Annotated in this window: 23 protein-coding genes and 1 pseudogene; 14 read left to right on the forward strand and 10 right to left on the reverse strand. The window is 74.8% G+C overall.

The genetic code is table 11. The features are described 5' to 3' along the window. Window positions 1–70 precede the first annotated feature (70 nt). The 4 genes from GA0070610_RS07000 (at window position 71) to hisF (ending at window position 2,806) form a co-directional block, all read left to right on the forward strand. Window positions 71–514 carry a MarR family winged helix-turn-helix transcriptional regulator gene (locus GA0070610_RS07000; protein ID WP_088999261.1) on the forward strand — a complete coding sequence of 148 codons (444 nt, stop codon included), beginning with the start codon at window positions 71–73 and terminating at the stop codon, window positions 512–514. A gap of 5 nt (window positions 515–519) precedes the next feature. Beyond that, complete coding sequence (locus tag GA0070610_RS07005; protein ID WP_089003333.1) at window positions 520–945, forward strand: organic hydroperoxide resistance protein; 426 nt, start codon at window positions 520–522, stop codon at window positions 943–945. Next, the gene (locus GA0070610_RS07010; RefSeq protein WP_088999262.1) at window positions 942–1,943 is read left to right on the forward strand and encodes an NADP-dependent oxidoreductase; all 1,002 of its coding nucleotides are present in this window, start codon (window positions 942–944) and stop codon (window positions 1,941–1,943) included. The genes GA0070610_RS07005 and GA0070610_RS07010 overlap by 4 nt, the downstream gene beginning before the upstream one ends. A gap of 95 nt (window positions 1,944–2,038) precedes the next feature. Continuing rightward, complete coding sequence (hisF, locus tag GA0070610_RS07015) at window positions 2,039–2,806, forward strand: imidazole glycerol phosphate synthase subunit HisF (protein ID WP_088999263.1); 768 nt, start codon at window positions 2,039–2,041, stop codon at window positions 2,804–2,806. Between the two features lie 129 nt (window positions 2,807–2,935). On the opposite strand, the gene GA0070610_RS07020 is transcribed toward hisF, so the two are convergent. Then, a complete protein-coding gene (locus tag GA0070610_RS07020) occupies window positions 2,936–3,397 on the reverse strand; it encodes a hypothetical protein (RefSeq protein WP_088999264.1) in 462 nt (153 codons plus the stop codon). A gap of 179 nt (window positions 3,398–3,576) precedes the next feature. Then, window positions 3,577–4,230 (reverse strand): membrane protein YczE, encoded by a 654-nt coding sequence (gene yczE, locus GA0070610_RS07025; protein ID WP_088999265.1) that lies wholly within the window; start codon window positions 4,228–4,230, stop codon window positions 3,577–3,579. A gap of 58 nt (window positions 4,231–4,288) precedes the next feature. Here yczE and yczR point away from each other — a divergent pair, with 58 nt between their 5' ends. Together yczR and GA0070610_RS07035 are read left to right on the forward strand one after the other, a co-directional pair. Then, window positions 4,289–5,746, forward strand: a complete 1,458-nt coding sequence (gene yczR / locus GA0070610_RS07030; protein ID WP_088999266.1) for a MocR-like transcription factor YczR — start codon at window positions 4,289–4,291, stop codon at window positions 5,744–5,746. Window positions 5,747–5,832: 86 nt separating this feature from the next. Continuing rightward, window positions 5,833–7,146, forward strand: coding sequence for a low temperature requirement protein A (locus GA0070610_RS07035; protein WP_231925938.1), 1,314 nt, complete (start codon window positions 5,833–5,835; stop codon window positions 7,144–7,146). A gap of 92 nt (window positions 7,147–7,238) precedes the next feature. Here the strand turns inward: GA0070610_RS07035 and GA0070610_RS07040 are convergent, their stop codons facing one another. The 3 genes from GA0070610_RS07040 to GA0070610_RS07050 all read right to left on the reverse strand — a co-directional run bounded on the left by GA0070610_RS07040 (window position 7,239) and on the right by GA0070610_RS07050 (window position 10,912). Next, window positions 7,239–9,065, reverse strand: coding sequence for an AMP-dependent synthetase/ligase (locus tag GA0070610_RS07040; protein ID WP_088999268.1), 1,827 nt, complete (start codon window positions 9,063–9,065; stop codon window positions 7,239–7,241). Between the two features lie 138 nt (window positions 9,066–9,203). Then, window positions 9,204–10,157 carry a terpene synthase family protein gene (locus tag GA0070610_RS07045; protein ID WP_088999269.1) on the reverse strand — a complete coding sequence of 318 codons (954 nt, stop codon included), beginning with the start codon at window positions 10,155–10,157 and terminating at the stop codon, window positions 9,204–9,206. Between the two features lie 125 nt (window positions 10,158–10,282). After that, on the reverse strand, window positions 10,283–10,912 hold the full coding sequence (locus tag GA0070610_RS07050; RefSeq protein ID WP_088999270.1) for a TIGR03085 family metal-binding protein: 630 nt from the start codon (window positions 10,910–10,912) through the stop codon (window positions 10,283–10,285). 147 nt (window positions 10,913–11,059) lie between these two features. Here GA0070610_RS07050 and GA0070610_RS07055 point away from each other — a divergent pair, with 147 nt between their 5' ends. Both GA0070610_RS07055 and GA0070610_RS07060 read left to right on the forward strand, forming a co-directional pair. Then, window positions 11,060–12,940, forward strand: a complete 1,881-nt coding sequence (locus GA0070610_RS07055) for an ABC transporter ATP-binding protein (RefSeq protein ID WP_088999271.1) — start codon at window positions 11,060–11,062, stop codon at window positions 12,938–12,940. A 198-nt stretch (window positions 12,941–13,138) separates the two neighbouring features. Beyond that, a complete protein-coding gene (locus tag GA0070610_RS07060) occupies window positions 13,139–14,866 on the forward strand; it encodes an ABC transporter ATP-binding protein (protein ID WP_089003334.1) in 1,728 nt (575 codons plus the stop codon). A gap of 56 nt (window positions 14,867–14,922) precedes the next feature. Here GA0070610_RS07060 and rpsD read toward each other — a convergent pair whose 3' ends face one another. Then, window positions 14,923–15,534, reverse strand: a complete 612-nt coding sequence (gene rpsD / locus GA0070610_RS07065; protein WP_088999272.1) for a 30S ribosomal protein S4 — start codon at window positions 15,532–15,534, stop codon at window positions 14,923–14,925. 68 nt (window positions 15,535–15,602) lie between these two features. Here rpsD and GA0070610_RS07070 point away from each other — a divergent pair, with 68 nt between their 5' ends. Beyond that, window positions 15,603–16,364, forward strand: a complete 762-nt coding sequence (locus tag GA0070610_RS07070) for a DUF2470 domain-containing protein (protein WP_088999273.1) — start codon at window positions 15,603–15,605, stop codon at window positions 16,362–16,364. 27 nt (window positions 16,365–16,391) lie between these two features. Here the strand turns inward: GA0070610_RS07070 and GA0070610_RS07075 are convergent, their stop codons facing one another. Genes GA0070610_RS07075 through GA0070610_RS07085 form a run of 3 tightly spaced genes read right to left on the reverse strand, consistent with a single transcriptional unit; the run spans window position 16,392 to window position 18,476 of the window. After that, window positions 16,392–17,000 carry a TetR/AcrR family transcriptional regulator gene (locus GA0070610_RS07075; RefSeq protein ID WP_088999274.1) on the reverse strand — a complete coding sequence of 203 codons (609 nt, stop codon included), beginning with the start codon at window positions 16,998–17,000 and terminating at the stop codon, window positions 16,392–16,394. 13 nt (window positions 17,001–17,013) lie between these two features. Next, a complete protein-coding gene (locus GA0070610_RS07080; RefSeq protein WP_088999275.1) occupies window positions 17,014–17,751 on the reverse strand; it encodes an ABC transporter permease in 738 nt (245 codons plus the stop codon). Further along, window positions 17,748–18,476 (reverse strand): ABC transporter ATP-binding protein, encoded by a 729-nt coding sequence (locus GA0070610_RS07085; RefSeq protein ID WP_088999276.1) that lies wholly within the window; start codon window positions 18,474–18,476, stop codon window positions 17,748–17,750. Before GA0070610_RS07085 ends, GA0070610_RS07080 begins: the two co-directional genes overlap by 4 nt. A gap of 382 nt (window positions 18,477–18,858) precedes the next feature. Here GA0070610_RS07085 and GA0070610_RS31325 point away from each other — a divergent pair. From GA0070610_RS31325 to GA0070610_RS07100, 4 genes and pseudogenes are all read left to right on the forward strand, one after another. Further along, window positions 18,859–19,455, forward strand: a pseudogene (locus tag GA0070610_RS31325) (phosphoribosyl-AMP cyclohydrolase); the annotation flags it as partial. Between the two features lie 180 nt (window positions 19,456–19,635). Beyond that, a complete protein-coding gene (gene hisI / locus GA0070610_RS31330; protein WP_089003335.1) occupies window positions 19,636–20,073 on the forward strand; it encodes a phosphoribosyl-AMP cyclohydrolase in 438 nt (145 codons plus the stop codon). Next, a complete protein-coding gene (locus tag GA0070610_RS07095; protein ID WP_088999277.1) occupies window positions 20,070–21,656 on the forward strand; it encodes an anthranilate synthase component I in 1,587 nt (528 codons plus the stop codon). Before hisI ends, GA0070610_RS07095 begins: the two co-directional genes overlap by 4 nt. 71 nt (window positions 21,657–21,727) lie before the next feature. Continuing rightward, window positions 21,728–22,264: a Trp biosynthesis-associated membrane protein gene (locus tag GA0070610_RS07100; RefSeq protein WP_231926167.1), complete on the forward strand. Its 537-nt coding sequence runs from the start codon at window positions 21,728–21,730 to the stop codon at window positions 22,262–22,264. On the opposite strand, the gene GA0070610_RS07105 is transcribed toward GA0070610_RS07100, so the two are convergent. Further along, window positions 22,257–22,514 carry a hypothetical protein gene (locus tag GA0070610_RS07105; RefSeq protein ID WP_089003336.1) on the reverse strand — a complete coding sequence of 86 codons (258 nt, stop codon included), beginning with the start codon at window positions 22,512–22,514 and terminating at the stop codon, window positions 22,257–22,259. The genes GA0070610_RS07100 and GA0070610_RS07105 overlap by 8 nt on opposite strands. Window positions 22,515–23,071: 557 nt before the next feature. On the opposite strand from GA0070610_RS07105, the gene trpC reads away from it, so the two are divergent. Then, entirely contained in the window at window positions 23,072–23,875 is an 804-nt protein-coding gene (gene trpC, locus GA0070610_RS07110) for an indole-3-glycerol phosphate synthase TrpC (protein WP_172896652.1), read from the forward strand. Window positions 23,876–23,902: the final 27 nt, after the last annotated feature.

Genomic DNA, 23,902 nt, shown 5'->3' on the forward strand with positions numbered 1-23,902 from the left:
CGGCGGTGGCGCGGGTCACCGCGCGCCCCGGTCGGTTGTGTGCAATCTAATTGCGCGCTACGTTTTTCCGGTGACCGACCATCTGGTGCTGCGCCGGCAGGTGTGCTTCGCGCTCTACGCCGCGTCGCGCGCCCTCACCGACGTCTACCGGCCCGTCCTCGACGAGTTCGGCCTGACCTACCCGCAGTACCTGGTGCTGCTGGTGCTCTGGGAGCGCGACGACGCCCCCACGGTCTCCGAGCTGGGCGCCGCGCTGCGGCTGGATTCCGGCACGCTCTCGCCGTTGCTCAAGCGGTTGGAGGGGGCGGGGCTGGTCGTCCGGACGCGCTCGGCGCGCGACGAGCGGCGGGTGGAGGTGGGCCTGACCGGCGACGGGCGGGCCCTGCGGCAGCGGATGGAGGAGGTGCCGCTGCGGGTCGCCCGCGCCACGGGCCTCACCGACGCGGAGCTGGTCGAACTGCGCGACACCCTCACCCGGGTCACCGAGACGATCCACCGACAGAAGGAGCAGTGACCATCATGCAGGTGCTCTACACCGCGTCCGCCCGGGCCACCGGGGACGGTCGGGACGGCCACGTCCGCACCTCCGACGGCACCGTCGACCTTGACCTGGCCGTGCCGAAGGAGATGGGTGGCGCCGGCGGCGCCGCCAACCCCGAGCAGCTCTTCGCGGCCGGTTACGCCGCCTGCTTCCACTCGGCGCTGCGCCTGGTCGCCCGCAAGGCGAAGGTCGACGTCTCGGGCTCGGTCGTCGAGGCCGAGGTCGGCATCGGCGCCAACGGCAGCGGCGGCTTCGGGCTGGCCGTCACCCTCCTGGTCGACCTCCCGGCCGTCGAGCGGGCCGCCGCCGAGCAGGTCGTCGAGCAGGCCCACCAGGTCTGCCCCTACTCGAACGCGACCCGCGGCAACGTCGAGGTCGCCCTCACCGTGCGCGAGGCGCTGTGAGCACCCGCAACCGCGAGATCCACCTCGCCTCCCGCCCGCAGGGCTGGCCGACGGCCGACAACTTCCGCCTCGTCGAGACCGACGTGCCCACCCCCGGCCCGGGCCAGGTCGTGGTCCGCAACCGGTACATGTCGGTCGACCCGTACATGCGGGGACGCATGAACGACGTCAAGTCGTACGTGCCGCCGTTCGCGCTCGACGCGCCGCTGGACGGCGGGGCGGTCGGCGAGGTCGTGGCCGGTGGGACCGAGGGCCTGCGGCCCGGCGACACCGTGCTGCACGGCCTCGGCTGGCGCGAGTACGCGCTGCTCGACGCGAAGGCCGCCCGGAAGGTCGACCCCGACCTCGCCCCGGTCACCGCCTACCTGAGCGTGCTGGGCATGACCGGCCTGACCGCGTACGCCGGGCTGCTGGACGTCGCCGGGATGAAGCCCGGGGAGACGGTCTTCGTCTCCGCCGCCGCCGGCGCGGTCGGCAGCCTGGTCGGCCAGATCGCCAGGCTGCGCGGCGCGGGGCGCGTGGTCGGCAGCGCAGGCTCGGCGGCCAAGGTCGAACGGCTGCGGGCGCTCGGCTTCGACGCCGCGTTCGACTACCACGACGGGCCGGTACGCGACTCGCTGAAGGCCGCCGCGCCCGACGGCGTCGACGTCTACTTCGACAACGTCGGCGGGGACCACCTGGAGGCGGCGATCTCCGCGATGCGGGTGCACGGTCGGGCCGCGATCTGCGGCATGATCGCGCAGTACAACGACACCGAGCCGCCGGCCGCGCCGCGCAACCTGGCGCTGGTCATCGGCAAGCGGCTCACCTTGCGCGGCTTCCTGGTCGGCGACCACGGCCACCTGCGCGGCGAGTTCGTCCGCGAGATGGCCGGCTGGCTGCGGGACGGGAAGGTCTCCTACGACGAGACGGTCGTCGACGGCATCGAGAACGCCCCGGAGGCGTTCCTCGGCCTGCTGCGCGGCGAGAACCTCGGCAAGATGCTCGTCCGGGTGTGAGCGGGGGCGTCGCTGCCGGCGCCCCCGGGACCCCGACGCGGTGGCCGGCCTCACCGGCCGGTCACCGCCGGGGCCGGGAAGGATAGGCTCGCGGCATGACGGTGGCGGTACGGGTCATCCCGTGTCTGGACGTGGACGCCGGTCGTGTGGTCAAGGGGGTCAACTTCCTCGACCTGCGCGACGCCGGCGACCCGGTGGAGCTGGCGGCGGCGTACGACCGCGCCGGCGCGGACGAGCTGACCTTCCTCGACGTCACCGCCTCCGCCAGCGACCGGGGCACGATGCTCGACGTGGTCCGCCGCACGGCGGAGTCGGTCTTCATCCCGCTCACCGTCGGCGGTGGCGTCCGGCAGGTCGCCGACGTCGACACCCTGCTGCGTGCCGGCGCGGACAAGGTCGGGGTGAACACCGCCGCCATCGCCCGCCCCGAGCTGATCGCCGAGATCGCCGACCGCTTCGGCCGGCAGGTGCTGGTGCTCTCGCTCGACGTCCGGCGGGCGCCCGGGGGCGGCACGCCCAGCGGGTTCGAGGTGACCACCCACGGCGGTCGACGCGGCACGGGGCTCGACGCGGTCGAGTGGGCCCGTCGCGGCGCCGAACTGGGCGCGGGCGAGATCCTGCTCAACTCGATGGACGCCGACGGCACCAAGGCCGGGTTCGACCTCGAACTCATCGGCGCGGTGCGCCGGGTGGTCGACGTGCCGGTGGTGGCCAGCGGCGGCGCCGGCGAGGTGGCGCACTTCGCGCCGGCGATCGGCGCCGGCGCGGACGCGGTGCTCGCCGCCAGCGTCTTCCACTTCGGCGAGCTGACCGTCGCCGAGGTCAAGGACGCGCTGCGCGGCGCCGGGCACCCCGTGCGCTGACCGTCGCCGCACCGGACACCCGTGCGCTGGCCCTCCGCCGCCGCACCGGACACCCGTGCGCTGACCGTCCGCCGCGTTGGCAGCCCGACCGGGCGGCTGGCCGGCCGCCGGGCGCGGCGGCACCCGGTGTCAGTCGCGGCGTGGGCGGTTCTCGGGCGAGCGCCGCGGCGCCGGGATCGACCGCACCACGTATTCCTGGACGGCGGCGGCGTGGTCGGCCTCGTCCAGGTGCCACTCCGCGCTGACCGGGGGGTGCCGCCGTACCAGCACGCCCTGCACGGTGTCCACGGTGGTGGCGAGCCCGGCGTTCGGCCGGGTGCGCCAGAGGCGCTCACCGTCGGCGGTGATCCGGAACCAGCCGTCGGTGACGCTGACCAGCCCGGCCCCGACGAGGCGACGGACCGCCGCCTCCACCTCGTGCCGCTCGGGGATCGCCTGGTTGAGGTGGTCGGCGGTGGAGAGCACGTCGGCGAGGCGTACGCCCTCGGGGCGGCGGCTGGACGCCGCGCGGCGGTGCCGTCCCGCACCACTGGCGATCACCACCGACACGAAGATCCAGGCATCGCTCCAGCGCCATCCGCAGTCCCCCATGCGAGGATTCTGCCGGGCGTGGCGTCCGAAGGGAACACCGGCGTCGGGCCCGCGTCTCCGGGACAGGGGTCACCCGGGACGTGGCTCGGGGTGGTGCGGGGCGGGCCGGGCAGCGGCGCGACGGGCGTCCGCGCCGACCTCGATCACGCCGAACTGGTCGGCCCCGGGGCGGGATCCGCTCAGAGCGTGGGGAGCGGCGTGACCGGGCCCGGGGCGGGGCCCCTCGGCCCGGCGACGGTGAACGGCGGCAGGAAGAGCTGGGTCAGCGGGCCGATGGCCAGCGCGTAGGCGACCGTGCCGACGCCCACGGTGCCGCCGAGCAACCAGCCCAGCGCCAGCACCGTGACCTCGATGGCGGTGCGGACGAGCCGGATCGAGCGGCCGGGCCGGCGGGCGACGTAGCCGGTCATCAGACCGTCGCGGGGGCCCGGCCCGAGGCGGGCGCCGAGGTAGAGGCCCGTCGCCGCCCCGTTGGCGACGATGCCGGCGACCAGCATCGCGCCCCGTACGCCCAGCGACCCGCCGGTCGGCAGCAGTGCGAGCGCCGCGTCCACCACCAGCCCGATCACCAGGACGTTGCTGACCGTGCCGAGGCCGGGGCGCTGGCGCAGGGGTATCCAGAGCAGCAGCACCAGCGCGCCGACCGCGATGGTGACGGTGCCGAAGGAGAGGCCGGTCAGCTCGGACAGGCCCTGGTGGAACACGTCCCACGGGTTCAGGCCGAGCCCCGAGTTGATCATGAGGGCCATGCTCACGCCGTACAGGACGAGGCCCGCGTAGAGCTGGGTGAGCCGCCGCGCTGGACGGTGTCGGAGATTGCCAATCGGTGTCACCCATGCCACGCTAAAGGCCAATTCGCGCAGCGTAAGAGCCAATCCGGGAGGAGTGGCCATGACCAGTCAGGTTCGGGGTGCTCAATTGGCCCGGCTCCTCGGTCAGTGGCATGCCCTTCCCGGCCGCCGCCGCAACCCCGACTACGCCGCCCTGGCCGGCGCCGTACGCGGGCTGCTCGCCGACGGCCGACTGCCGCTGGGCGTACGCCTGCCCGCCGAGCGGGAGCTGGCCGAGGCGCTGAAGATCAGCCGGACCACGGTCACGGCCGCGTACCGGGAGCTGCGGGAGAGCGGGCATCTCGCGAGCCGGCGGGGCGCCGGCAGCTGGACGATGCTCCCCGGCACCCACCGGGTGGCGAGCACCGGGCTCTGGACCCCGCTGGACGACCGCGACATGATCGACCTCGGGGTCGCCGCGCTCGCCGCGCCGCCCGAACTGCTGCCGGCAGCCCGCGCGGCGGCCGAGGACCTGCCCCGCTACCTGGGCGGCGCCGGCTACCACCCGACCGGCATCATCGAGCTGCGCGAGGCGGTGGCCCGCGCCTACACCGACCGGGGCCTGCCCACCTCGCCCGACCAGATCATGGTCACCAACGGCACCCAGCACGCCCTCGACCTGGTGCTCCGGCTGGCCCTCGCCCCCGGCGGGAACGTGCTGGTCGAGGCGCCCAGCTACCCGAACGCGCTGGCCGCGCTCGCCGCCCGGCGGGCCCGGATCACCACCCACGGGCTGGCCGTCGAGGAGCCCGGCTGGGACGCGGACCTGCTGCTCGGCGGCCTCCGGCAGGCCCGGCCCAAGCTGGCCTACCTGATCCCGGACTTCCAGAACCCGACCGGTCACCTGATGCCGGCGGCGCTTCGGGAGCGGGTGGTGGCCACGGCGCACGCCGTCGGCACCGACCTCGTCGTCGACGAGTCGTTCGTGGACCTGCCGCTGGACGGGACCGTGTTGCCCCCGCCGACCGCCAGCTTCGACCGGCACTCCCGAGTGATCACCATCGGCGGCATGAGCAAGCCGTTCTGGGGCGGCCTGCGCATCGGCTGGGTCCGGGCCTCCGCCCCGCAGGTGCAGCGGCTCGCCGCCGCCCGCGTCGGCGTCGACATGGCCAGCCCGGTCCTGGACCAGCTGGTCGCGGTCCACCTGCTCGCCGACGCGCCGGGCATCGTCGCCGCCCGGCAGGCCCAGCTGACCGCCCAGCGCGACGCGCTGCTCGCCGCGCTCGCGCAGCGCCTGCCCGAGTGGCGGGTCACCGTCCCGCACGGCGGGGTGACCCTCTGGGCCGAGCTCGACGGGCCGATCTCCAGCGCGCTGGCCCGGGCCGCCGAGGAGGTCGGCGTACGCCTGGCGCCCGGTCCCCGCTTCGGCCTGGACGGCACGCTGGAGCGCTTCCTGCGGCTGCCGTTCACCCTGCCGGCCGCCGACCTGGTCGAGGCGGTCGGTCGCATCGCCGCCGTCCGCTACGACCTGGACCGGGGCGGCCGGTCGCAGTGGCGGGAACCGGCGGTCATCGCCTGAGGGCCGGGCCGGCGTGCCGGCCGGAACTCGCGGCCCCGTCGGTCAATCGCGCCTGCGCGACGCCCCGCGGCTGGGAGACTGCGCAGGTGGGGGACGCGCGGGGGATTCGGTGGCCGCGCGCGATCCTGCCGAGCGCACCGGGCTCCCGCACCACCCGGCTCGAACTCTTCTACGACCTCGTCTTCGTCTTCGCCTTCCTCAACGTGACCACGGCGACGGCCGGCAACCCGACCCCGCGAGGGCTGGTCCAGTTCCTGGTGGTGCTCGCCCTGCTCTGGTGGTGCTGGAGCGGCTTCGCCGTGGTGGGCAACGTGGTCCGCACCGACCAGGGGATCGCGCCGTTGGTCGGGTTCGCCGTCTCCGCCGCCGTCTTCGTGCTCGCGCTGAGCCTGCCGAAGGCGTTCGTCGACCGCCCCGGCGGGCTGCCCGGCCCGGTGGTCTTCGCCGTCTGCTACTTCCTGGTCCGCGCGACCCAGGTGACGGTCTTCCTCTGGGCCGTACGCACCGACCCGGCGGTGCGCCGGCGGATGCCCGTGCTGGCCCTGCCGTTCCTGATCGCCACGGGGCTGATCCTGGCCGCCGCGATGGTGCCGCAGCGACTCTTCGACGGCACAGCCGAGATCGCGCTCCGGCTGGCGTTGTGGCTCGCCGCGCTCGGTGTCGAGTACGGCTCCGGCCTGGTCCAGCAGCGCGCGGGCTGGACGGTGCTCTCGGCGGGGCACTGGGCGGAACGGCACGCGCTGATCATCATGGTGGCGCTCGGTGAGTCGATCATCGCGTTGGGGATCGGACCCGGCACCACCGCCGCCCTGCCGCTGACCTGGCCCGTGATCATCGCGGCGTTCCTCGGCATCGCGGTGGTCGCGGCGCTGTGGTGGGCGTACTTCGACACCCTCGCCCTGGCCATGGAGCAGGTGCTGCACCGCACCCGGGAGCGGCGCACCCGCGCCGGGCTGGCCCGGGACGTGTACACGTACCTGCACCTGCCGCTGATCACGGGCGTGATCCTGTTCGCCCTGGGCCTCAAGGGGCTGATCCACGAGGGCGCCGACCCGGCGACCCCGACCTGGGGGGTGCCGCTGCCCGGCTTCGACATGCTGGCCCTCTTCGGCGGGGTCGCGCTCTACCTGCTCACGCTGGTCCTGCTCGGCAGCCGGATGCTGGGCGCGGCGCGCTGGCCGTCGATCGGCGGGGTGGTGCTGCTCGCCGCGCTGACCCCGGTGGCCACGCGGCTGCCGGAACTGGTGGCCCTGGCCATGCTGGCGGTGGCCGCCATGCTGACGGTCTCGGCGCAGACGGTCGTCGACGCGCCACGGCGGCGGCGCGTGCGGCAGGTGGCGCTGGAGGAGCAGCTCGCCTCCGAGGCCGAGCAGACCCGGTGGCGGGGCCACCACCTCTGAGGGATCCGTCCCCGGCGTCCGCCGCCCCGCACCCAGCCCTGCCCGACGCCGGTGACCCCACGCCGCAGCGCGGGGTCACCGGCGTCGCGTGCTCAGAGCTCGGCCAGCGTGCCCGCGTACAACTTCTCGATCTCGCCGGCGAAGTTGCTCTCCACGCCGCGACGCTTGATCTTGAGCGACGGGGTGATCTCGCCGTCCTCGATGGTCAGGTCGCGCGGCAGGATGGCGACCTTCTTGATCGTCTCCCAGCGGTTGAGCTTGGCGTTGAGCTCGGCCACGTACCCCTCGACCATGGCCTTCGCCTCCGGCGAGGCGACGATCTCGGCGTAGTCGCGGCCCTCCAGCGGGGTGCCGGCGGCCCAGCCCTTGATCGCGTCCGGGTCCAGCGTGACCAGCATCGTGCAGTAGTTGCGGGCCTGGCCGATCACGACCGCCTGGGAGGTGTACGGGCAGGTGGCCTTGAACATCCCCTCGATGTGCGAGGGCGCGATGTACTTGCCGCCCGAGGTCTTGACCAGGTCCTTCTTCCGGTCGGTGATCTTGAGGTAGCCGTCGGCGTCCAGGGTGCCGATGTCGCCGGTGCGGAAGAAGCCGTCCTCGGTGAACGCGGCGGCGGTCTCCTCGGGCAGGTTGTGGTAGCCGCGCATCACCGGCCGGCCACGCACCAGGATCTCGCCGTCGGTGTCGATGCGGCACTCCAGGTCGCCCATCGCCTTGCCGACGGTGCCGATGCGCAGCCCGTCCGGCGGGTTGACGAAGTTGCCGGCGCTGGTCTCGGTAAGGCCGTAGCCCTCGGAGATCGGCAGGTTCGCCGCGGCGAAGAAGGTGGCGATCTCCGGGCTGAGCGGGGCGGCGCCGGAGACGAGCACCCGGATCCGACCGCCGAGGCGGGCCTGGAGCTTGCTGAACACCAGCTTCTCGGCCACCGTGTACTTCAGCTTCAGCCCCGTCGGGACGGGCCTGCCGGCCTGCTCCAGGGCGACCTTCTCCTTGCCGACCCGTACGCCCCAGGCGAAGATCTTCGCCTTCGCGCCGCCGCCGGCCTGCGCGGTGGTCACCGCCTTGTTGTAGACCTTCTCGAACACCCGGGGCGCGCCGCACATCAGCGTCGGCCGGATCACCGAGAGCAGGTCGACCAGCTTGTCCACCCGACCGTCGACGTACGTCGGCAGGCCCACGTGGATCGCCCCGCAGAGCAGGGTCTTGCCGAACGAGTGCGACAGCGGCAGCCAGAGATATTGCAGGTCGTTCTCGCGCAGCAGCCCCAGCTCGGCCTGTGCCACGCCCTCCCAGCACCAGCCGCCGTGCAGCAGCTCGACGCCCTTCGGGCGCCCGGTGGTGCCGGAGGTGTAGATCAGGGTGGCCAGGTGGTCGGGGCCGATCTGGGCGACCAGCGTGTCGATCAGGTCGGGCTCGGCAGCCAGCGCGCGGGCGCCCTGCTCCTCCAACTCGGCGAGGGTGAGCTGGGGGACGGCGGCGGCCGGGTCGGCGGCGCCGTCGAAGAGCACGACGTGGGTCAGCGCCGGCAGGTCCGCACCGGCGATCTTGGCGGCCTGGGCCGGGTTCTCGGCGAACAGCACGCGGGAGCCGGAGTCGGCGATGATGTAGGTCGCGTCGTCGGGCTCCGTGGTCGGGTAGACGGTGGTGGTCGCGCCGCCGGCGCACATGATGCCGAGGTCGGCGATCACCCAGTCGAGCCGGGTGTTCGCCAGGATCGCGACCGGATTCTCCAGGCCGACACCGAGGCCGTGCAGCCCGGCGGCGACCGCCTTGGCGCGACGGGCCATCTGCTCCCAGTTCAGCCAGACCGGCCCGGAGTCGTCGGGGGCCGGGTGGGCGAAGGCGTCGCGGTCGGGGGACGCCGCCACGCGCTTGAGGAACATGTCGGGGATGGAACGGTACGGTACATCGAGAGCCATCGCTGTAGCCGCCTTCGGGGGTGGAGACGTGACCACGGTCACGTCGGCGTTCGTTACCGAAGGGTATTGCCTGCGCCCGGACATCGGCTAGCCCTGTCGATCACGGCTGGGCCACGTCTCGGAGGATGGACACCCGGCTCAGGCGTACCGGGCCGCCCGCAGCGACCAGTCGTAGGTGGCGCGGATCCAGTTGCGCCGGGCCGTCAGGGCGGACCGCAGGCCGGCGTCGCCGGTGGCGAGCAGCGCCGTCTCGGCCGCCAGGTACGCCGAGAGGGCCCCGTTGAACCGGTCGGCCGCCGCCCGCAGGGCCGCCGACTCGTCGCCGTCCGCCCGCCCCGCGGCGATCACCGCGACCAGGTTGTGCACGTCGGGCTGGGTGAGGTGCTCCTTGCGGTACGAGAAGACGTCGTTGCACCAGCAGACCAGGTCGGCGGCGAGCAGGTCGAGGGCGACCAGCGACGGCTCGGTGCGGTGGGCCGCGCCCGGCAGGGTGCCGCCGGCCAGTTCGGTGAGGGTGAAGCTGGGGTGGACCGCGCCGGTGTGCCGGCGCATCTGGGCGTACTCGGCCAGCCCCGGCACGCGCCCGTGCTCCCGGTTCGCGGCCTCCCAGAGCAGCGCCAGCAGGTACTCCCGCACGTCCCCGACGAAGCGCAGCAGCGCCGCGGGCCCGCCAGCCGCGTGGGCCCGCCGGCACAGGTCGGCCAGCGCCTCGCCGAGCGGCCCGGCCACGGTGGCCGGCCCGTCGGTCGGGCTCCCCTGCCCGTCGAGCACGTCCAGCAGGGCGGCGACGGTCGGCGCCAGCCGGGTGGGGGAGTCGCCGAGGCCGTCCTCGTCGCAGGCGTCGTCCATGACGAACAGCCAGGAGATCAGGTCGGTGAGCAACCGCAGCCCGTCGACCGGGCTCTCGGGGCAGGCCCGCCCGGCCAGCCCGGCGGCGTCGGCCCGGCGCAGTCGGTGCAGCCGGTGTCCGTCACCGATCAGCCCATGGTCGAGCGCCCACTCGGTGCTCTCCCGTGCCACCCGCTCGGTGGCGTCGTGCTGGCGCTCGGGAAAGGGGGGTTCCCGTAGCGCCGAGACCGCAAAGGTCCGCATGGTGCCCCCTGTCGCGCCGTTCCCGGACGGGACGGTGCGGCACAGCGTACGGGAACAGGGATCGGCCGTTATCGTTGGGGCGTCCGGCCCCGCGGCCTGCTCCGTGACCGTTTGCGCGCAGTCGGTCACATGCCCAGGCTGGCGTCCCGGAGCCGCTCGGACAGCGTCGCGGGCCCGTCGATCTGCACCCGGGACACCCGCTGCCGGCCGCTGAGGAACAGGGCCAGCTCGCCCGGCGCCCCCACCACCCGCACGGGTTCGCCGCCCCGGCCGACGGAGAGTTCGCCGTAGCCGGGGGCCTGGATGAAGACGTCGGCCGGGAACCGGCGCAGCGCCAGCCGGGCCAACCCGGCACACCGCTTCCAGAGCGCCGCGTCCAGCCCCGCCGACAGGTCGCGCGGCAGCCAGCCCGGACGGGCGCGGCGGACGTCCTCGTGGTGGATGAAGAACTCCAGCGTGTTGGCCAGCTCGTCGGTGACCGGGTTGCTCACCGGGCTCCACAGCGGCGGGCGGCGCACCTCGTCGAGCAGCCGCGGCCAGGGGCGCGCGGCGACGCGCAGGCGCACCCGCTCGGCGTAGCCGCGTAGCGGCGGGAGCAGGATCCCGCCGGCGGCGTCGGGCCGGCGTTCCCGGAGCACCAGGTGGGCGGCGAGGTCGCGGATGTCCCACCCCTCGTTGACCGTCGGCGCCTCCGGTCCCAGCGTCTGCATCAGGTCGGCGAGCGCCTCGCGCTCCGATCGGGCGTACCGCGGCATGGCCCGATCGTAGGCGCGTACGACCCGATCGGCGCGCCGAGTGGGCCGCGGGCCGCCGTGACGGCGGACATAGCGGACCGGGGCGGCGGAGCTGGCTCCGACCGGTAAGGATGAGGAAGATAATTGCGGCTTACGGCGGGGGAGAGTGTGGCGAGCAGGACAAGTCGGGACGTGCTGGTTCGGGGCCTGGTCGTCCTGGGGCGGGCGATCCGGGAGGAGCCCCGCATCTTCGCGGTCGCGGTGAGCGGCAGCGTCCTCTTCGGTGCCATGACGGTGGCCAGCGCCTTCGTGGTGGGTGCCGTGGTCGGCGACGTGGTGGTGCCCGCGATCGAGCGCGGCGCGGTCGGGGTCGGGGGGCTCGCCCTGGCCGCCGTCGCGCTGTTCGGCATCAGCGTGCTGCGGGTGGCCGGCATCTTCGGTCGCCGGCTCGGCGCGGGCTACATGCAGTACCGTCTCCAGGCCGCCTACCGGCGCCGGGTGACCCGCCGCTACCTGGAGCTGCCGCTGGCCTGGCACCACCGCAACGCCACCGGCACGTTGCTGTCCAACGCCAACTCCGACGTCGAGGCCGCCTGGTACCCGATCGCTCCACTGCCGTTCGCGGTCGGCACCCTGGTGATGCTGGTCGGCGCGGTGGCGTCGCTCTTCGTCACCGACTGGGCGTTGGCGCTTGTCGGTCTCGCGGTCTTCCCGGCGCTCTTCGCGCTCAACGTCGCCTACTCCCGGCGGATGGCGCCCCGCCAGGCCCGGGCCCAGCGGCTGCGCGCCGAGGTCAGCGGCATCGCGCACGAGAGCTTCGACGGCGCCCTGGTCGTCAAGACGATGGGCCGGGAGGCGCAGGAGACCGACCGGTTCGCCGCCCGCGCGGGCGAGCTGCGCGACTCGCTGGTGGCGGTCGGGCGGCTGCGCGGCGTCTTCGACCCGCTGCTGGAGACCCTGCCCAGCCTCGGCACCCTCGCCGTGCTGGTGGTCGGCGCGATCCGGCTGCGGCAGGGCGAGATCAGCGTCGCCGAGCTGATCAGCGTCGCCTTCCTCTTCACGGTGCTGGCGTTCCCCGTCCGGGCCATCGGCTGGGTGCTGGCCGAGCTGCCGCGCAGCGTCGCCGGCTGGGACCGGGTCAGCCGGGTGCTCGACGCCACCGGCGAGATGCCGTACGGCGACACCACGCTCGACGTGTCCGAGCCCCGCCCGGCCAGCCTCGCGTTCTCCGGCGTGCGCTTCGGCTACGAACCGGCCGAGGCGCACCTGCCCGGCACGGAGGTGTTGGGCGAGGTCTCCTTCACCGTGCCGGCCGGGAAGATCGTCGCCCTGGTCGGGCCGACCGGCTCGGGCAAGTCGACGATCGCCGCGCTGGCCGTACGGCTGGTCGACCCCCTGGCCGGCACGGTGTGCCTGGACGGGGTCGACGTCCGCCGGCTCACCGCCGCCTCGCTGACGGGCACGGCCGCGCTGGTGGCCCAGGTGCCGTTCGTCTTCGACGACACGGTGCGGGCCAACGTCACCCTGGACCGGCCGGGCATCGGCGACGACGACGTCTGGGCCGCGCTGCGGCTGGCCGAGGCGGACGGTTTCGTCGCGGCCCTGCCCGAGGGGCTCGACACGATGGTCGGCGAGCGGGGCACCTCGCTCTCCGGCGGTCAGCGGCAGCGGCTCACCCTGGCCCGCGCGCTCGCCGGCCGGCCGCGCCTGCTGGTGCTCGACGACGCGACCAGTGCGGTCGATCCCCGGGTGGAGGCGGCCATCCTGGCCGGGCTGCGCTCGTCGGCGGGCGAGGCCGGGGCGCCGGCCGCGTCGATCCTGGTGGTCGCCTACCGGCGGGCCACCATCGCGCTGGCCGACGAGGTGGTCTACCTGGAGCAGGGCCGGGTGGTGGCCCGGGGCCCGCACGCCGAGCTGCTGGCCACGGTGCCGGGCTACGTCGACCTGGTCACCGCCTACGAGCAGGCCGAGGTCGACCACACCAAGGACGAGACGTACGACGAGGTCGCCCCGCTGACGTCGGGCCTGGAAATCGAGGTGGACCGGTGAGTGCGAGGAGTGCAGCGGAGCGGAGCCCCGCAGTCGCGAACGAAAGGCCAGCCCGGTGAGTGCGAGGAGTGCAGCGGAGCGGAGCCCCGCAGTCGCGAACGAAAGGCCAGCCCGGTGAGTGTTGCCACTACCGCGGGAACGGCGCGGAAGCCCGCGACCGACGAGCCGCCCGAGAACCCCGAGACGACCTGGCAGACGCTGCGTCGTGGCCTGGCTCTCTCCCCGGAGCTGCGGGTCGGCCTGGCCGGCACGCTCGGCCTGGCCCTGGTCTACATGGTCGGCCGGGCGGCCGTGCCGGTGGCGGTCCAGCAGGGCATCGACAACGGCCTCGTCGGCGGCCTGGACCTGGGCGTCGTCTGGACGGTGGTCGCCGCGACCGCCGCGGTGCTGGTGGTGACCACGATCTGCGGGTACCTGATGATGCGCCGGCTCTTCACGGTCAGCGAGACCGCGCTGGCCAACGTGCGGATCCGGGCGTTCCGGCACGTGCACGACCTGTCCATGCTGCACCAGCAGTCGGAGCGGCGCGGTTCGCTGGTCTCCCGGGTGACCAGCGACGTCGACCAGATCACCCAGTTCCTCCAGTGGGGCGGCGTGATCCTGGTGATCAACCTCGGCCAGTTGGCGGTCACCACGCTGGTCATGTTCGCGTACTCCTGGCAGTTGACCCTGGTGGTCTTCGCCGCCTTCCTGCCCGCCGTGTTCCTGATCCGGCTGCTCCAGCGCCGCCTCGCGGGGGCGTACGGGGTGGTCCGGCAGCGTACGGGGGCGCTGCTCGGCGCGATCGGGGAGAGCGTGGTCGGCGCGCCGGTGATCCGGGCCTACGGGATCGCCGGGCGGACGGCCCGCCGGCTGGACGAGGCGATCGACGGCCAGCGCCGGGCCCAGCAGAAGGCGATCAGGATCAGCATCATGGGCAGCTCGGTCGGTGAGCTGGCCGCCGGGCTGGCGCTGGCCGGCGTGGTGGTGCTGGGGGTGACCCTCGGCGCCGACCGCACCCTGAGCATCGGCGAGGTGACCGCCTTCCTCTTCCTGGTCACGCTCTTCATCCAGCCGGTGCAGATCGCCACCGAGGTCCTCAACGAGGCGCAGAATGCCATCGCGGGCTGGCGTCGGGTGCTGGACGTGCTGGACGTCGAGCCCGACGTGGCCGACCCGGGCGAGCAGGGGCGGGACCTGCCGGCCGGTCCGCTGGACATCCGCTTCGCGGGGGTGCGCTTCGCGTACCCCGGCGGTCCGCCCGTGCTGCACGACGTGAGCCTGGAGATTCCGGCGAAGAGCCGGGTGGCGGTGGTGGGGGAGACGGGCAGCGGCAAGACCACCTTCGCCAAGCTGCTGACCCGCCTGATGGACCCGACCGCCGGCCAGGTGCTGCTCTCGGGCGTGCCGCTGGAGCGGGTCCGGTTCGCCTCGCTGCGGTCGCGGGTGGTGATGGTGCCTCAGGACGGTTTCCTCTTCGACGCCACGGTGGCGGAGAACGTCCGCTTCGCCCGCCCGGAGCTGACCGACGAGCAGCTCGCGGCGGCCTTCACCGAGCTGGGGCTGGCCGACTGGCTGGACGGGCTTCCGTCGGGCCTGCACACCCCGGTGGGGGAGCGCGGCGAGGCGCTGAGCGTGGGGGAGCGGCAGCTGGTCGCGTTGGCCCGCGCGTACGTGGCCGACCCGGACCTGCTGGTGCTGGACGAGGCGACCAGCGCGGTCGACCCGGCCACGGAGGTGCGGCTGCAACGCACCCTGGACGCGGTGACCCGGGGCCGTACCACCCTCGCGATCGCACACCGGCTCTCCACGGCGCAGGCCGCAGACGAGGTGATCGTGGTGGACCGGGGCCGGATCGTCCAGCGCGGGCCGCACGACGAGCTGGTCCGCGACCCGGAGTCGGTCTACGGCCTGCTCTACGCCTCCTGGCTGGAACAGACCCGCTGAGCCGACCCGTCGCGCCGGCGGCGCGCGGCCCGGCGGTGCGCCGGGCCGCGCGGTGGTCAGCGGGAGTAGAACTGCACGACGAGCTGCTCGTCGCAGATCACCGGCACCTCGTGCCGGGCGGGCTCGCGCAGCAACGTGGTGCGCAGCTCGGCCAGCTCCACCGACAGGTACGGCTGGCCGGGCCCCTCGGTGGCGTTGGCGCCCGTGGCGGCGAGCTGGACCGGCAGGGCGGCGCGGCTGCGTTCGCGGACGGCCACCACCTGTCCGGGCCGCAGCCGGTACGACGGCCGGTCGACCTTGCGCCCGTCGACGGTGAAGTGGCCGTGGGCGACCAGTTGCCGGGCCTGGTAGATGCTGCGGGCCAGGCCGGCCCGGTGCACCACCGCGTCGAGCCGCCGCTCCAGGAGCGCCACCAGGCCGTCGCCGGTCTTGCCCGCGCCCCGGGCGGCCTCCTCGAAGACGTGCCGCAGCTGGGTCTCGCTGACGTTGTACTGGTGGCGCAGGCGCTGCTTCTCCAGCAGCCGCACCTGGTAGTCCGAGGTCTTGCGGCGTTGCCGGCCGTGCACTCCCGGCGGGTAGGGGCGTCGCTCGACGTACCGCACGCACTTGCGGGTCAGCGGGATGCCGAGGGCGCGGGAGAGGCGGGCCTTGGGCCTGGGTTGGGTCACGCTGGACGTCTCCGATCCGGTGCTCTAGTCTCCGAGTTAGGTAAGGCTAACCTACGAAGGAGTCGTCCATGCGGCCCAGCCCGGCGGAGATCGTCCGCACCCTCGTCGCCGGCCGGCTGCCCGGCATCGCCCACGTCGCGCACCGGCCCGGCCCGCACCAGGTCCGGCACGTGACCGACCCGGACGGCCGGGTGCTGCTGCTGGTGCCGGTGGTCAGCGACCTCGCCGCCGCGCTGCGTCCCGCCGGCGGCGACTCCGAGGTCGCGCTCGTGCTGGACGTGCTGGACCTGCCGCCCGCGGCCGGCGCGCCGAGCCTCGGCCGGGCCTGGGTCTCCGGCTGGGCGGCCCGACTGGACGGGGACGAGGAGCGCCGCGCCGCGCTGGACTTCGCGGCCGTGGAGCCGACCGGTGACCTGCTCGACGTCGGCACCCGGTTCCGGCTGCACCGCTTCGAGGTGGTCGAGGCCCGCTGGGAACGCGGCGACACCGTCCGCCGCATCGACCCCGAGGCGTACGCCGAGGCGGAGGCCGACCCGCTGCACGCGGTCGAGGCCGAACTCCTGACCGACCTCGCCGACCACCACGGCACCGAGGTGGCCGGCTACCTGTGCCGTCAGCTCGGCCTCGCCGACGACGCCGGCGACGCCGCGCCCCGGGTGGTGCGCATCGACCGGTACGGCCTGCTGGTCACCCACGGCCGACCCGGCGCCCGGCGGCGCGTCCGGCTGGCGTTCCCGCGCCCGTTGCAGTGCCAGGCGGAGTTGACCCGGCTCCTGCACCCGCTGGTCGGCCGCCACGCCTCATCGCCCCGGCACGCCGACCACGCCTGACCGGGTGCCGCCGCCCCGGCCGTCCGGTCAGCCGGCGAAGACCTCGGCGAGGTCGCCCGTCAGGTAGCGCTGCACGGTGGGGCCGACCGCCGCGACGAGCGTCTCCGGGGCGGCCGAGGCGACCGGTTCCAGCCGGACCACGTGCCGCATCATGGCCAGCCCGATCAGCTGGCTGGCCACCAGCGAGCCGCGCAGCGGCAGCTCGGCCGGGTCGACGTCGAGCTGGTCGAGGACCCTGCGCAGCACCTGGGTGACCAGGAACTCCCGCAGCAGCCGGGCGGTCCACTCGTTGCTCACCGCCGAGCGCAGCAGGGCCACGCCGGCGGTGCCGGCCGGGGAGTCCCAGACGCCGAGGAAGGTGCGCACCAGCCGCTCCCCGAGCCCCACGCGGTCGCCCGCGAGCACCCTCGGCAGCAGCTCGGCCGGGTCGACCGGCGCGTGCATCGCGGCCAGGAAGAGCTGGTCCTTGCTGCCGAAGTAGTGGTGCACCAGCGCCGGGTCCACCTCTGCGGCGGCGGCGACGGCCCGGATCGAGGCCGCGTCGAAGCCCCGCTCGGCGAAGGCGGCGCGGGCCGCGTCGAGGATGGCCTGCCGGGTGTCCGGGTTGCCGGGTCGTCGTCCGGTCCGCCGCGCCATCGTCGCCCTTCGCTCAGCCGCTGCGTCGCCGGAGGGTGGCCGCGGCGAGCACCAGCGCCAGCGCCGCCGCGCCGGCGACCACCGCCACGTCCCGCCACATCGTGCCGGTCGGCTCGGCGTGGGCGCCGACCTCCTGGAGCGCCTCGACGGCGTACGACAGGGGCAGCGCGTCGCTGACCGCCTGCAACCAGCCCGCCATCTCGCCCCGGGGCACGAAGAGCCCGCAGAGCAGCAGTTGGGGCACGACCACGACCGGCATGAACTGCACGGCCTGGAACTCGGTGCGGGCGAAGGCGCTGCAGAATAGCCCGAGCGCGACGGCGAGCACGGCGTTCAGCGCGGCGACCAGGACCACCAGCCCGCTGTTGCCGGCGGTGTCCAGCCCGAAGACCCCGTACGCCACCACGGTCGCGACTGCCGCCTGGAGCACCGCGGCCAGCCCGAACGCGATGCCGTAGCCGAAGAGCAGGTCGAGCTTGCCCAGCGGGGTGGTGAGCAGCCGTTCGAGGGTGCCCGTGGTGCGCTCGCGCAGCATCGCGATGCTGGTCACCAGGAACATGACCACGAAGGGGAAGAAGCCGAGCATCACCAGGGCGACCCGGTCGAACGTCGACGGCTGGTCGACGTACATGGAGTGGACCAGGGCGAGCAGCGCCGACGGGACCACCAGCAGCAGCGCCACGGTGCGCCGGTCGTGCCGCAGCTGGCGCAGGATGCGGCCGGTGGTGGCGGCCAGGATCCGGGGGTTCACGACGCCTCCCGTCCGGCGGCGCCCGCCCTGATCAACCGCAGGAACGCCTCGTCCAGGTCGTCGGTGCCGGCCGCGGCGCGGACCGCGTCGGGGGTGTCGTCGGCGATCAGCCGCCCCTCGCGGATCAGCAGCAGCCGGTCGCAGCGGGCCGCCTCGTCCATGACGTGGCTGGAGACCAGCAGGGTGGTGCCGGCGGCGGCCATGGCGTGGAACCGGGCCCACAGGTCGGCCCGCAGCACCGGGTCCTGACCGACGGTGGGTTCGTCGAGGACGAGCAGTTCCGGTTCCCCGACCAGGGCGCAGGCCAGCGACGCCCGGCTGCGCTGCCCGCCGGAGAGGGTGCCGACCAGTTGGCCGGCGGCCGACCCGAGCCCGACCTCGGCGACCGCCCGGTCGGCCTCGGCCCGCCCCCGGCCGTGCAGGGCGGCGAAGTAGCGCGCGTTCTCCCGCACCGTCAGGTCGGCGTAGACGCTGGGCGCCTGGGTGAGGTAGCCGACGCGGTGGCGCAGCTCCGGCGACCCGGCGGGGCGCCCCAGCACGGTCACCGAGCCGGCGCCGACCACCTGCACGCCGACCACCGCCCGCAGCAGCGTGGTCTTGCCGCTGCCGCTCGGGCCGAGCAGCCCGGTGACCACACCGCGCGGCACGGACGCGCTGACACCGTGCAGCACCCGCCGCCCGCCCCGCTCGACGACCAGGTCGCGAACGGCGATCGCCTCGTCCACCGGCGCCTCCGGGGAAACTCATCATCCGTTGAACTCACGCTAGTGGGGATGTCCGCCGGAGCGCAACGGTCGACTTCCGGGCGCTCGAACGGCAGGTCAGCGCCGGCGTCGGCGGCGAGCCGGGTCGGCGCGCACGCTGCACCGCCCCGGCGCGATCGCCGAAGCGCGTACCCCGGGGCGGCGATGCGGTTGGTCGGGCATTAGCCTTCGGACCGGACAGCGGGTCCGGCAACGGGCATCCGGCGCGGCAGCGGGCATTGCGCCCTGATCGGACGTACGGCACGATGGCGCCGTGGGTCACGCTGCGTCACCGGACGAGAGGTTCCTCGGCGAATGGGCGGCCCGGCTGCGGGCCGGTGCCGAGCAACCCGTGGTCGGCATCATGCTGCGCGGCAGCCATGCCCGGCGGGCCGCCACCGCGCACAGCGACGTCGACGTCGACGTGCTGCTCGCCGGCGCCCCGTACGCCGCCCGCCAGGCCTTCCTGGCCGAGCACGGGGGCCGGCTGACCCACGTCTCGGTGGCCGCCCGCGACGTGCGTTCCTGGCTGGCCCGCCTCGGCGAGCCCGCCGACTGGGCGTTCGGGCTGCCGGTGGCGGCGCCGGCCCGGCTGCTGTGGGCGGATCCGCACTGGCGGCCCCGGATCGACCTGCCCGTGCTGTGCCAGCCCGCCGGCGAGCCGCAGCTGGAGGAGCTGATCGCGACGCTCGGTAAGGTGGCCGGCGCGCGGGACGCCGACGACCACCTCGGTGTCCGGCTGGCCGCCGCCGACCTCGCCCGGCTCTGCCCGTCCGTGCTGCGGCTGGCCAACCCCACGGTCCGGGTGGCGTCCCGCCGGGGTGCCTTCGCCGCCGCCCTCGACCTGCCGGTGGCGCCCCCGAACTACCGCGATGACCTGCTGCTCTGCCTCGGCCTGCGGCCCGGCTCCGTCGGTCAGCTCTGCGCCGCCGCGGCCCGCCTGGTCGCCGGCGTGCTGCCGCTGATCCGCCCGTACGCCGCCGAGGTCGCGCGGGTGGCCGGGGCGGACCTCGCCGCCGCCCTGACCGACGGCCGGCTGGACCGCTACGTCGACCAACTGACCCGGCCCGCCCACCTGCCCCCGCGACCCCGGCGGGAGCCGTCGCCCGTGCCCGCGCCGCGTGCGGGACAATTGGTCACTGTGCCCGTACCTGACGCGCCCGTGACCGGCGCCCACCCCAGTCCGCAGGAGCCCGCGGCCGACGGCACCGCCCGCTCCTCCCGGCTCGACCCGGCCATCGCCGCCCGGCTGCGCCGCACCCCCGACGGCCTGGTGGCCGCCGTGGTCCGCCAGCACGACTCCGGCGAGGTGCTGATGGTCGCCTGGATGGACGACGAGGCGCTGCACCGCACCCTGACCACCGGCCGGGCCACCTACTGGTCGCGCAGCCGCCGCGAGTACTGGGTCAAGGGCGCCACCTCCGGGCACCACCAGTACGTCCGGGCGGTGGCGCTGGACTGCGACGGCGACGCGCTGCTCGTCGACGTCGACCAGGTCGGCGCGGCCTGCCACACGGGGCACCGCACCTGCTTCTTCACCGAGCTGCCCGTCGGCGGCGAGGGGGCGGGGGCCCGGTGAGCGCGTCGCGCGCGACGCCCGGCGGGTCCCGCACCGACGGCGCGGTCAGCCCGGACCTGGCCACCTTCACCGAGCTGGCCGCCCGCTGGCGGGTGGTCCCGGTCACCCGCCGGCTGCTCGCCGACGCGGAGACCCCCGTCGGCGTCTACCGCAAGCTGGCCGGCGGCCCCGGCACGTTCCTGCTGGAGTCCGCCGAGCAGGGCGTCGGCTCGGCCGGCCTGGCCTGGTCGCGCTACTCGTTCATCGGCGTACGCAGCAGTGCCACGCTGACCGAGCGCGACGGGGCCGCGGTGTGGACGGGGCGGCCCCCGGCCGGCCTGCCGACCTCCGGTGACCCGGTCCGGGTGCTGCGCGAGACCGTCGAGGCGCTCGCCGGCCCGGCGTGGGACGCGGCCAGTGGCATGCCGCCGCTGACCGGGGGCATGGTCGGCTACCTGGGCTACGAGCTGATCCGGCGCTTCGAGCGGCTGCCCGAGCTGACCGAGGACGACCTGGGCGTGCCCGAGCTGGGCATGATGCTCGCCGCCGACCTGGTGGTGCTGGACCACTACGACGGCTCGGCGATCCTCGTCGCCAACGCGATCCTGCCGCCGCTGGACGAGCCGGACTCCGACGCGGAGGTCGCGGCGGCGTACCACCACGCGGTCGGGCGGCTCGACGCGATGACCACCGCTCTGTCCCGGCCGATCCCGCCGATGGTCTCGACCGTCGAGCGGCCCCCGGCGGGCGAGGTGCGCAGCCGTACGCCCGAGGGCGGCTACCCGAAGGCCGTCGAGGCGGCGAAGGAGGCGATCCGGGCCGGCGAGTGCTTCCAGATCGTGCTGGCCCAGCGGTTCGAGCGGGACACCCACGCCGACCCGCTGGACGTCTACCGCGTGCTGCGCACGACGAACCCCAGCCCGTACATGTACCTGCTGCGCTTCGACGGCTTCGACATCGTCGGATCCTCCCCGGAGGCGCACCTGAAGGTGACCAGCGACGCCGAGGGGCGGCGGCGGGCGCTGCTGCACCCGATCGCCGGCACCCGGCCGCGCGGCGGCACCCCCGAGGCCGACGCCCGCCTCGCCGCGGAGCTGCTCGCCGACCCCAAGGAGCGCGCCGAGCACGTGATGCTGGTCGACCTGGGCCGTAACGACCTGGGCCGGGTCTGCCGCCCGGGCACCGTCGAGGTGCCGGAGTTCGCCACCATCGAGCGCTACAGCCACGTCATGCACATCGTCTCGACCGTGGTCGGCACGCTGCGCGAGGACCGTACGGCCTTCGACGCGCTCGCCGCGACCTTCCCGGCCGGCACCCTCTCCGGCGCGCCTAAGGTGCGGGCCATGGAGATCATCGAGGAGCTGGAGCCGGTCCGGCGGGGCCTCTACGGCGGCACCGTGGGCTACTTCGGCTTCGGGGGCGACCTGGACATGGCGATCGCGATCCGCACCGCGCTGATGCGCGACGGCAGGGCGTACGTGCAGGCCGGGGCGGGGGTGGTCGCCGACTCCGATCCGGCCGCCGAGGACCAGGAGACCCGCAGCAAGGCCGCCGCCGTGCTCGCCGCCATCGCCGCCGCCGAGACCCTCCGGCCCGCCCGGTGACGGCCGCCGAGCCGCAGGGCCGGGAGCCGGCGACGACTCCGGCGGGCCGGTCCGACCCGGGCCGGCGCGAGCTGACGTACGCCGTGCTGCTCTGCGTGGCCGGCGCGGGCCTGGCGCTGTGGGCGTCGACCCGCACCTGGGCGGTCGAGCTGACCGCCCGGCCCACCCCGCTGCCGCCGGTACGCGACGCCCGCACGGGCGCGGGTCTGCTGCCCTGGCTGCCGGCGCTGGCGCTGGTCGGGCTGGCCGGTGGCGGCGCCGTGCTCGCCACCCGGGGCCGGGCGCGGCGGCTGCTGGGCGGGCTGCTGTGCGGGCTCGGCGTGGCCATGGCGGCCGGCGGCGGTTACGGGCTGGTCGCGGCGTTCGACGGCGAGGTCGCCCGGCACTGGCCGGCGCTCTGCCTGCTCGGCGGAGTGCTCGCCACGGCGGGCGGGCTGCTGACGGCGCTACGGGGCCGCCGGTGGCCGGCGATGGGTGCCCGCTACGAGCGGCGGCCGGCGGGCGACGCCGCCCCGGTGGCCCGGGGCGACGGCGGCCGGGTCACCGGCCGGCGCACCACCGAGGCGTGGGACGCGATGGACCGGGGAGAGGACCCGACGGTCAGCTGACCGGCTGGCGCTCGCGGGCGGCGGCCCGGGCCGCCGCCAGCTCCGCCACCAGGCGGTCCAGCTCGGCCCGCTGCTCCGCCCGGGCCCGGTCGGCGCAGACCGCCTCCCAGGCGTTGCCCCGCGCGGTGCGCATCCGTGCCTCGCCCACCACGGCGCGCTCCAGCGTGTGGACGACACCGACGGCGAGCGACGCGACGGTACGCGAGACGGTCGTCAGTCCGATGGGCTGGTGCGGCTCGACAGTGTTCATGATCACCCCGCAGAGATCGTTGGTGACGGAGGGGCAGACGCGTCATCGAGTCTGCCCGAGGACGATGCTGGCTGGTTCACGTTTCGCCGTGGTGACCGACACGTCAACTTTGCTTCCGGGGCCGTGACCTGGGAAAGGGCCGTTCGGCCTTGAGGTAGGTCACACGCGCGCCCGGCACCGGCGGCGACCGGGGCAACACGCGGCCGTGGGGCTGGCGGACGGCGCGGCGGTGGCGGTGAAGCGCACCGGCGGCGGCGGTCGAACCGGGCGGCCGGTCGCGTCAGCGGATAGGATCACGTCGATGACCGGGAGGGCGGAGGCGTGGTGTTCGCGTGGCGTTCGTCGATGGGCGTGATCGCCCAGCGTGACATTCCGTTCACCGGAGGTCGGCCATTATGCCCGAGCCCACCTCGTGAGGCACGCCATACCCCCGGCGCCCGTCGCCAGGTGGCGCCCCCTAGCATCGGCCCATGACACCCGGAGAGGGGAGTCCGTTGGTGACTGCTGAGCATGCGCACGCGGAGGGGGACGAGGCCGGTCCGGCGGCGTCCGTAGGCGTGCTCGACGAGATCCTGGCCGGCGTACGTGAGGACGTCGCCCGGCGCCAGGAGCAGATTCCGCTGGAGCGGATCCGCGAACTGGCCGCCGCCGCGCCGCCGCCGCTGGACGCGTACGCGGCCCTGCGTAAGCCGGGCGTCGCGGTGATCGCCGAGGTGAAGCGCTCGTCGCCGTCCAAGGGGCGGCTGGCCGAGATCGCCGACCCGGCCGACCTGGCCGGTGACTACGCCGCCGGTGGCGCGCGGGCGATCAGCGTGCTCACCGAGGGCCGCTGGTTCGGCGGCTCGCTCGACGACCTCGCCGCCGTCCGCGCCGCCGTCAGCATCCCGGTGCTGCGCAAGGACTTCGTGGTCTCCAGCTACCAGGTGCACGAGGCCCGCGCGCACGGCGCCGACCTGGTGCTGCTGATCGTCGCCGCCCTGGAGCAGAACGCGCTCGTCGGGCTGCTGGAGCGCATCGAGTCGCTGGGCATGACCGCCCTGGTCGAGGTCCACGACGAGGAGGAGGCCGACCGCGCCCTGGAGGCCGGTGCCCAGGTGATCGGGGTCAACGCCCGCAACCTGCGTACCCTTGAGGTCGACCGCTCGGTGTTCGAGCGGATCGCGCCCGGCCTGCCCAGCAGCGTCGTCAAGATCGCCGAGTCGGGGGTGCGCGGCCCGCACGACCTCATCCGGTACGCCTCGGCGGGCGCCGACGCGGTCTTGGTCGGCGAGGGGCTGGTCACCCAGAAGAGCCCCCGCGAGGCGGTGGCCGAGCTGGTCAACGCCGGTAACCACCCGGCCACGCCCCGCCCGGTGCGCTGAGGCGCACCGGCTCGTCCACCGAGAGGA

The sequence above is a fragment of the Micromonospora echinofusca genome (genome assembly GCF_900091445.1).
Taxonomy (GTDB): domain Bacteria; phylum Actinomycetota; class Actinomycetes; order Mycobacteriales; family Micromonosporaceae; genus Micromonospora; species Micromonospora echinofusca.

What these genes read in the sequence shown, in the direction of transcription:
- GA0070610_RS07005 (WP_089003333.1), top strand. Translation starts at nt 520, where the DNA reads ATGCAGGTGCTCTACACCGCGTCCGCCCGGGCCACCGGGGACGGTCGG.
- hisF (WP_088999263.1), top strand. Translation starts at nt 2,039, where the DNA reads ATGACGGTGGCGGTACGGGTCATCCCGTGTCTGGACGTGGACGCCGGT.
- GA0070610_RS07020 (WP_088999264.1), bottom strand. Translation starts at nt 3,397, where the DNA reads ATGGGGGACTGCGGATGGCGCTGGAGCGATGCCTGGATCTTCGTGTCG.
- yczR (WP_088999266.1), top strand. Translation starts at nt 4,289, where the DNA reads ATGACCAGTCAGGTTCGGGGTGCTCAATTGGCCCGGCTCCTCGGTCAG.
- GA0070610_RS07040 (WP_088999268.1), bottom strand. Translation starts at nt 9,065, where the DNA reads ATGGCTCTCGATGTACCGTACCGTTCCATCCCCGACATGTTCCTCAAG.
- GA0070610_RS07045 (WP_088999269.1), bottom strand. Translation starts at nt 10,157, where the DNA reads ATGCGGACCTTTGCGGTCTCGGCGCTACGGGAACCCCCCTTTCCCGAG.
- GA0070610_RS07050 (WP_088999270.1), bottom strand. Translation starts at nt 10,912, where the DNA reads ATGCCGCGGTACGCCCGATCGGAGCGCGAGGCGCTCGCCGACCTGATG.
- GA0070610_RS07070 (WP_088999273.1), top strand. Translation starts at nt 15,603, where the DNA reads ATGCGGCCCAGCCCGGCGGAGATCGTCCGCACCCTCGTCGCCGGCCGG.
- GA0070610_RS07075 (WP_088999274.1), bottom strand. Translation starts at nt 17,000, where the DNA reads ATGGCGCGGCGGACCGGACGACGACCCGGCAACCCGGACACCCGGCAG.
- GA0070610_RS07105 (WP_089003336.1), bottom strand. Translation starts at nt 22,514, where the DNA reads ATGAACACTGTCGAGCCGCACCAGCCCATCGGACTGACGACCGTCTCG.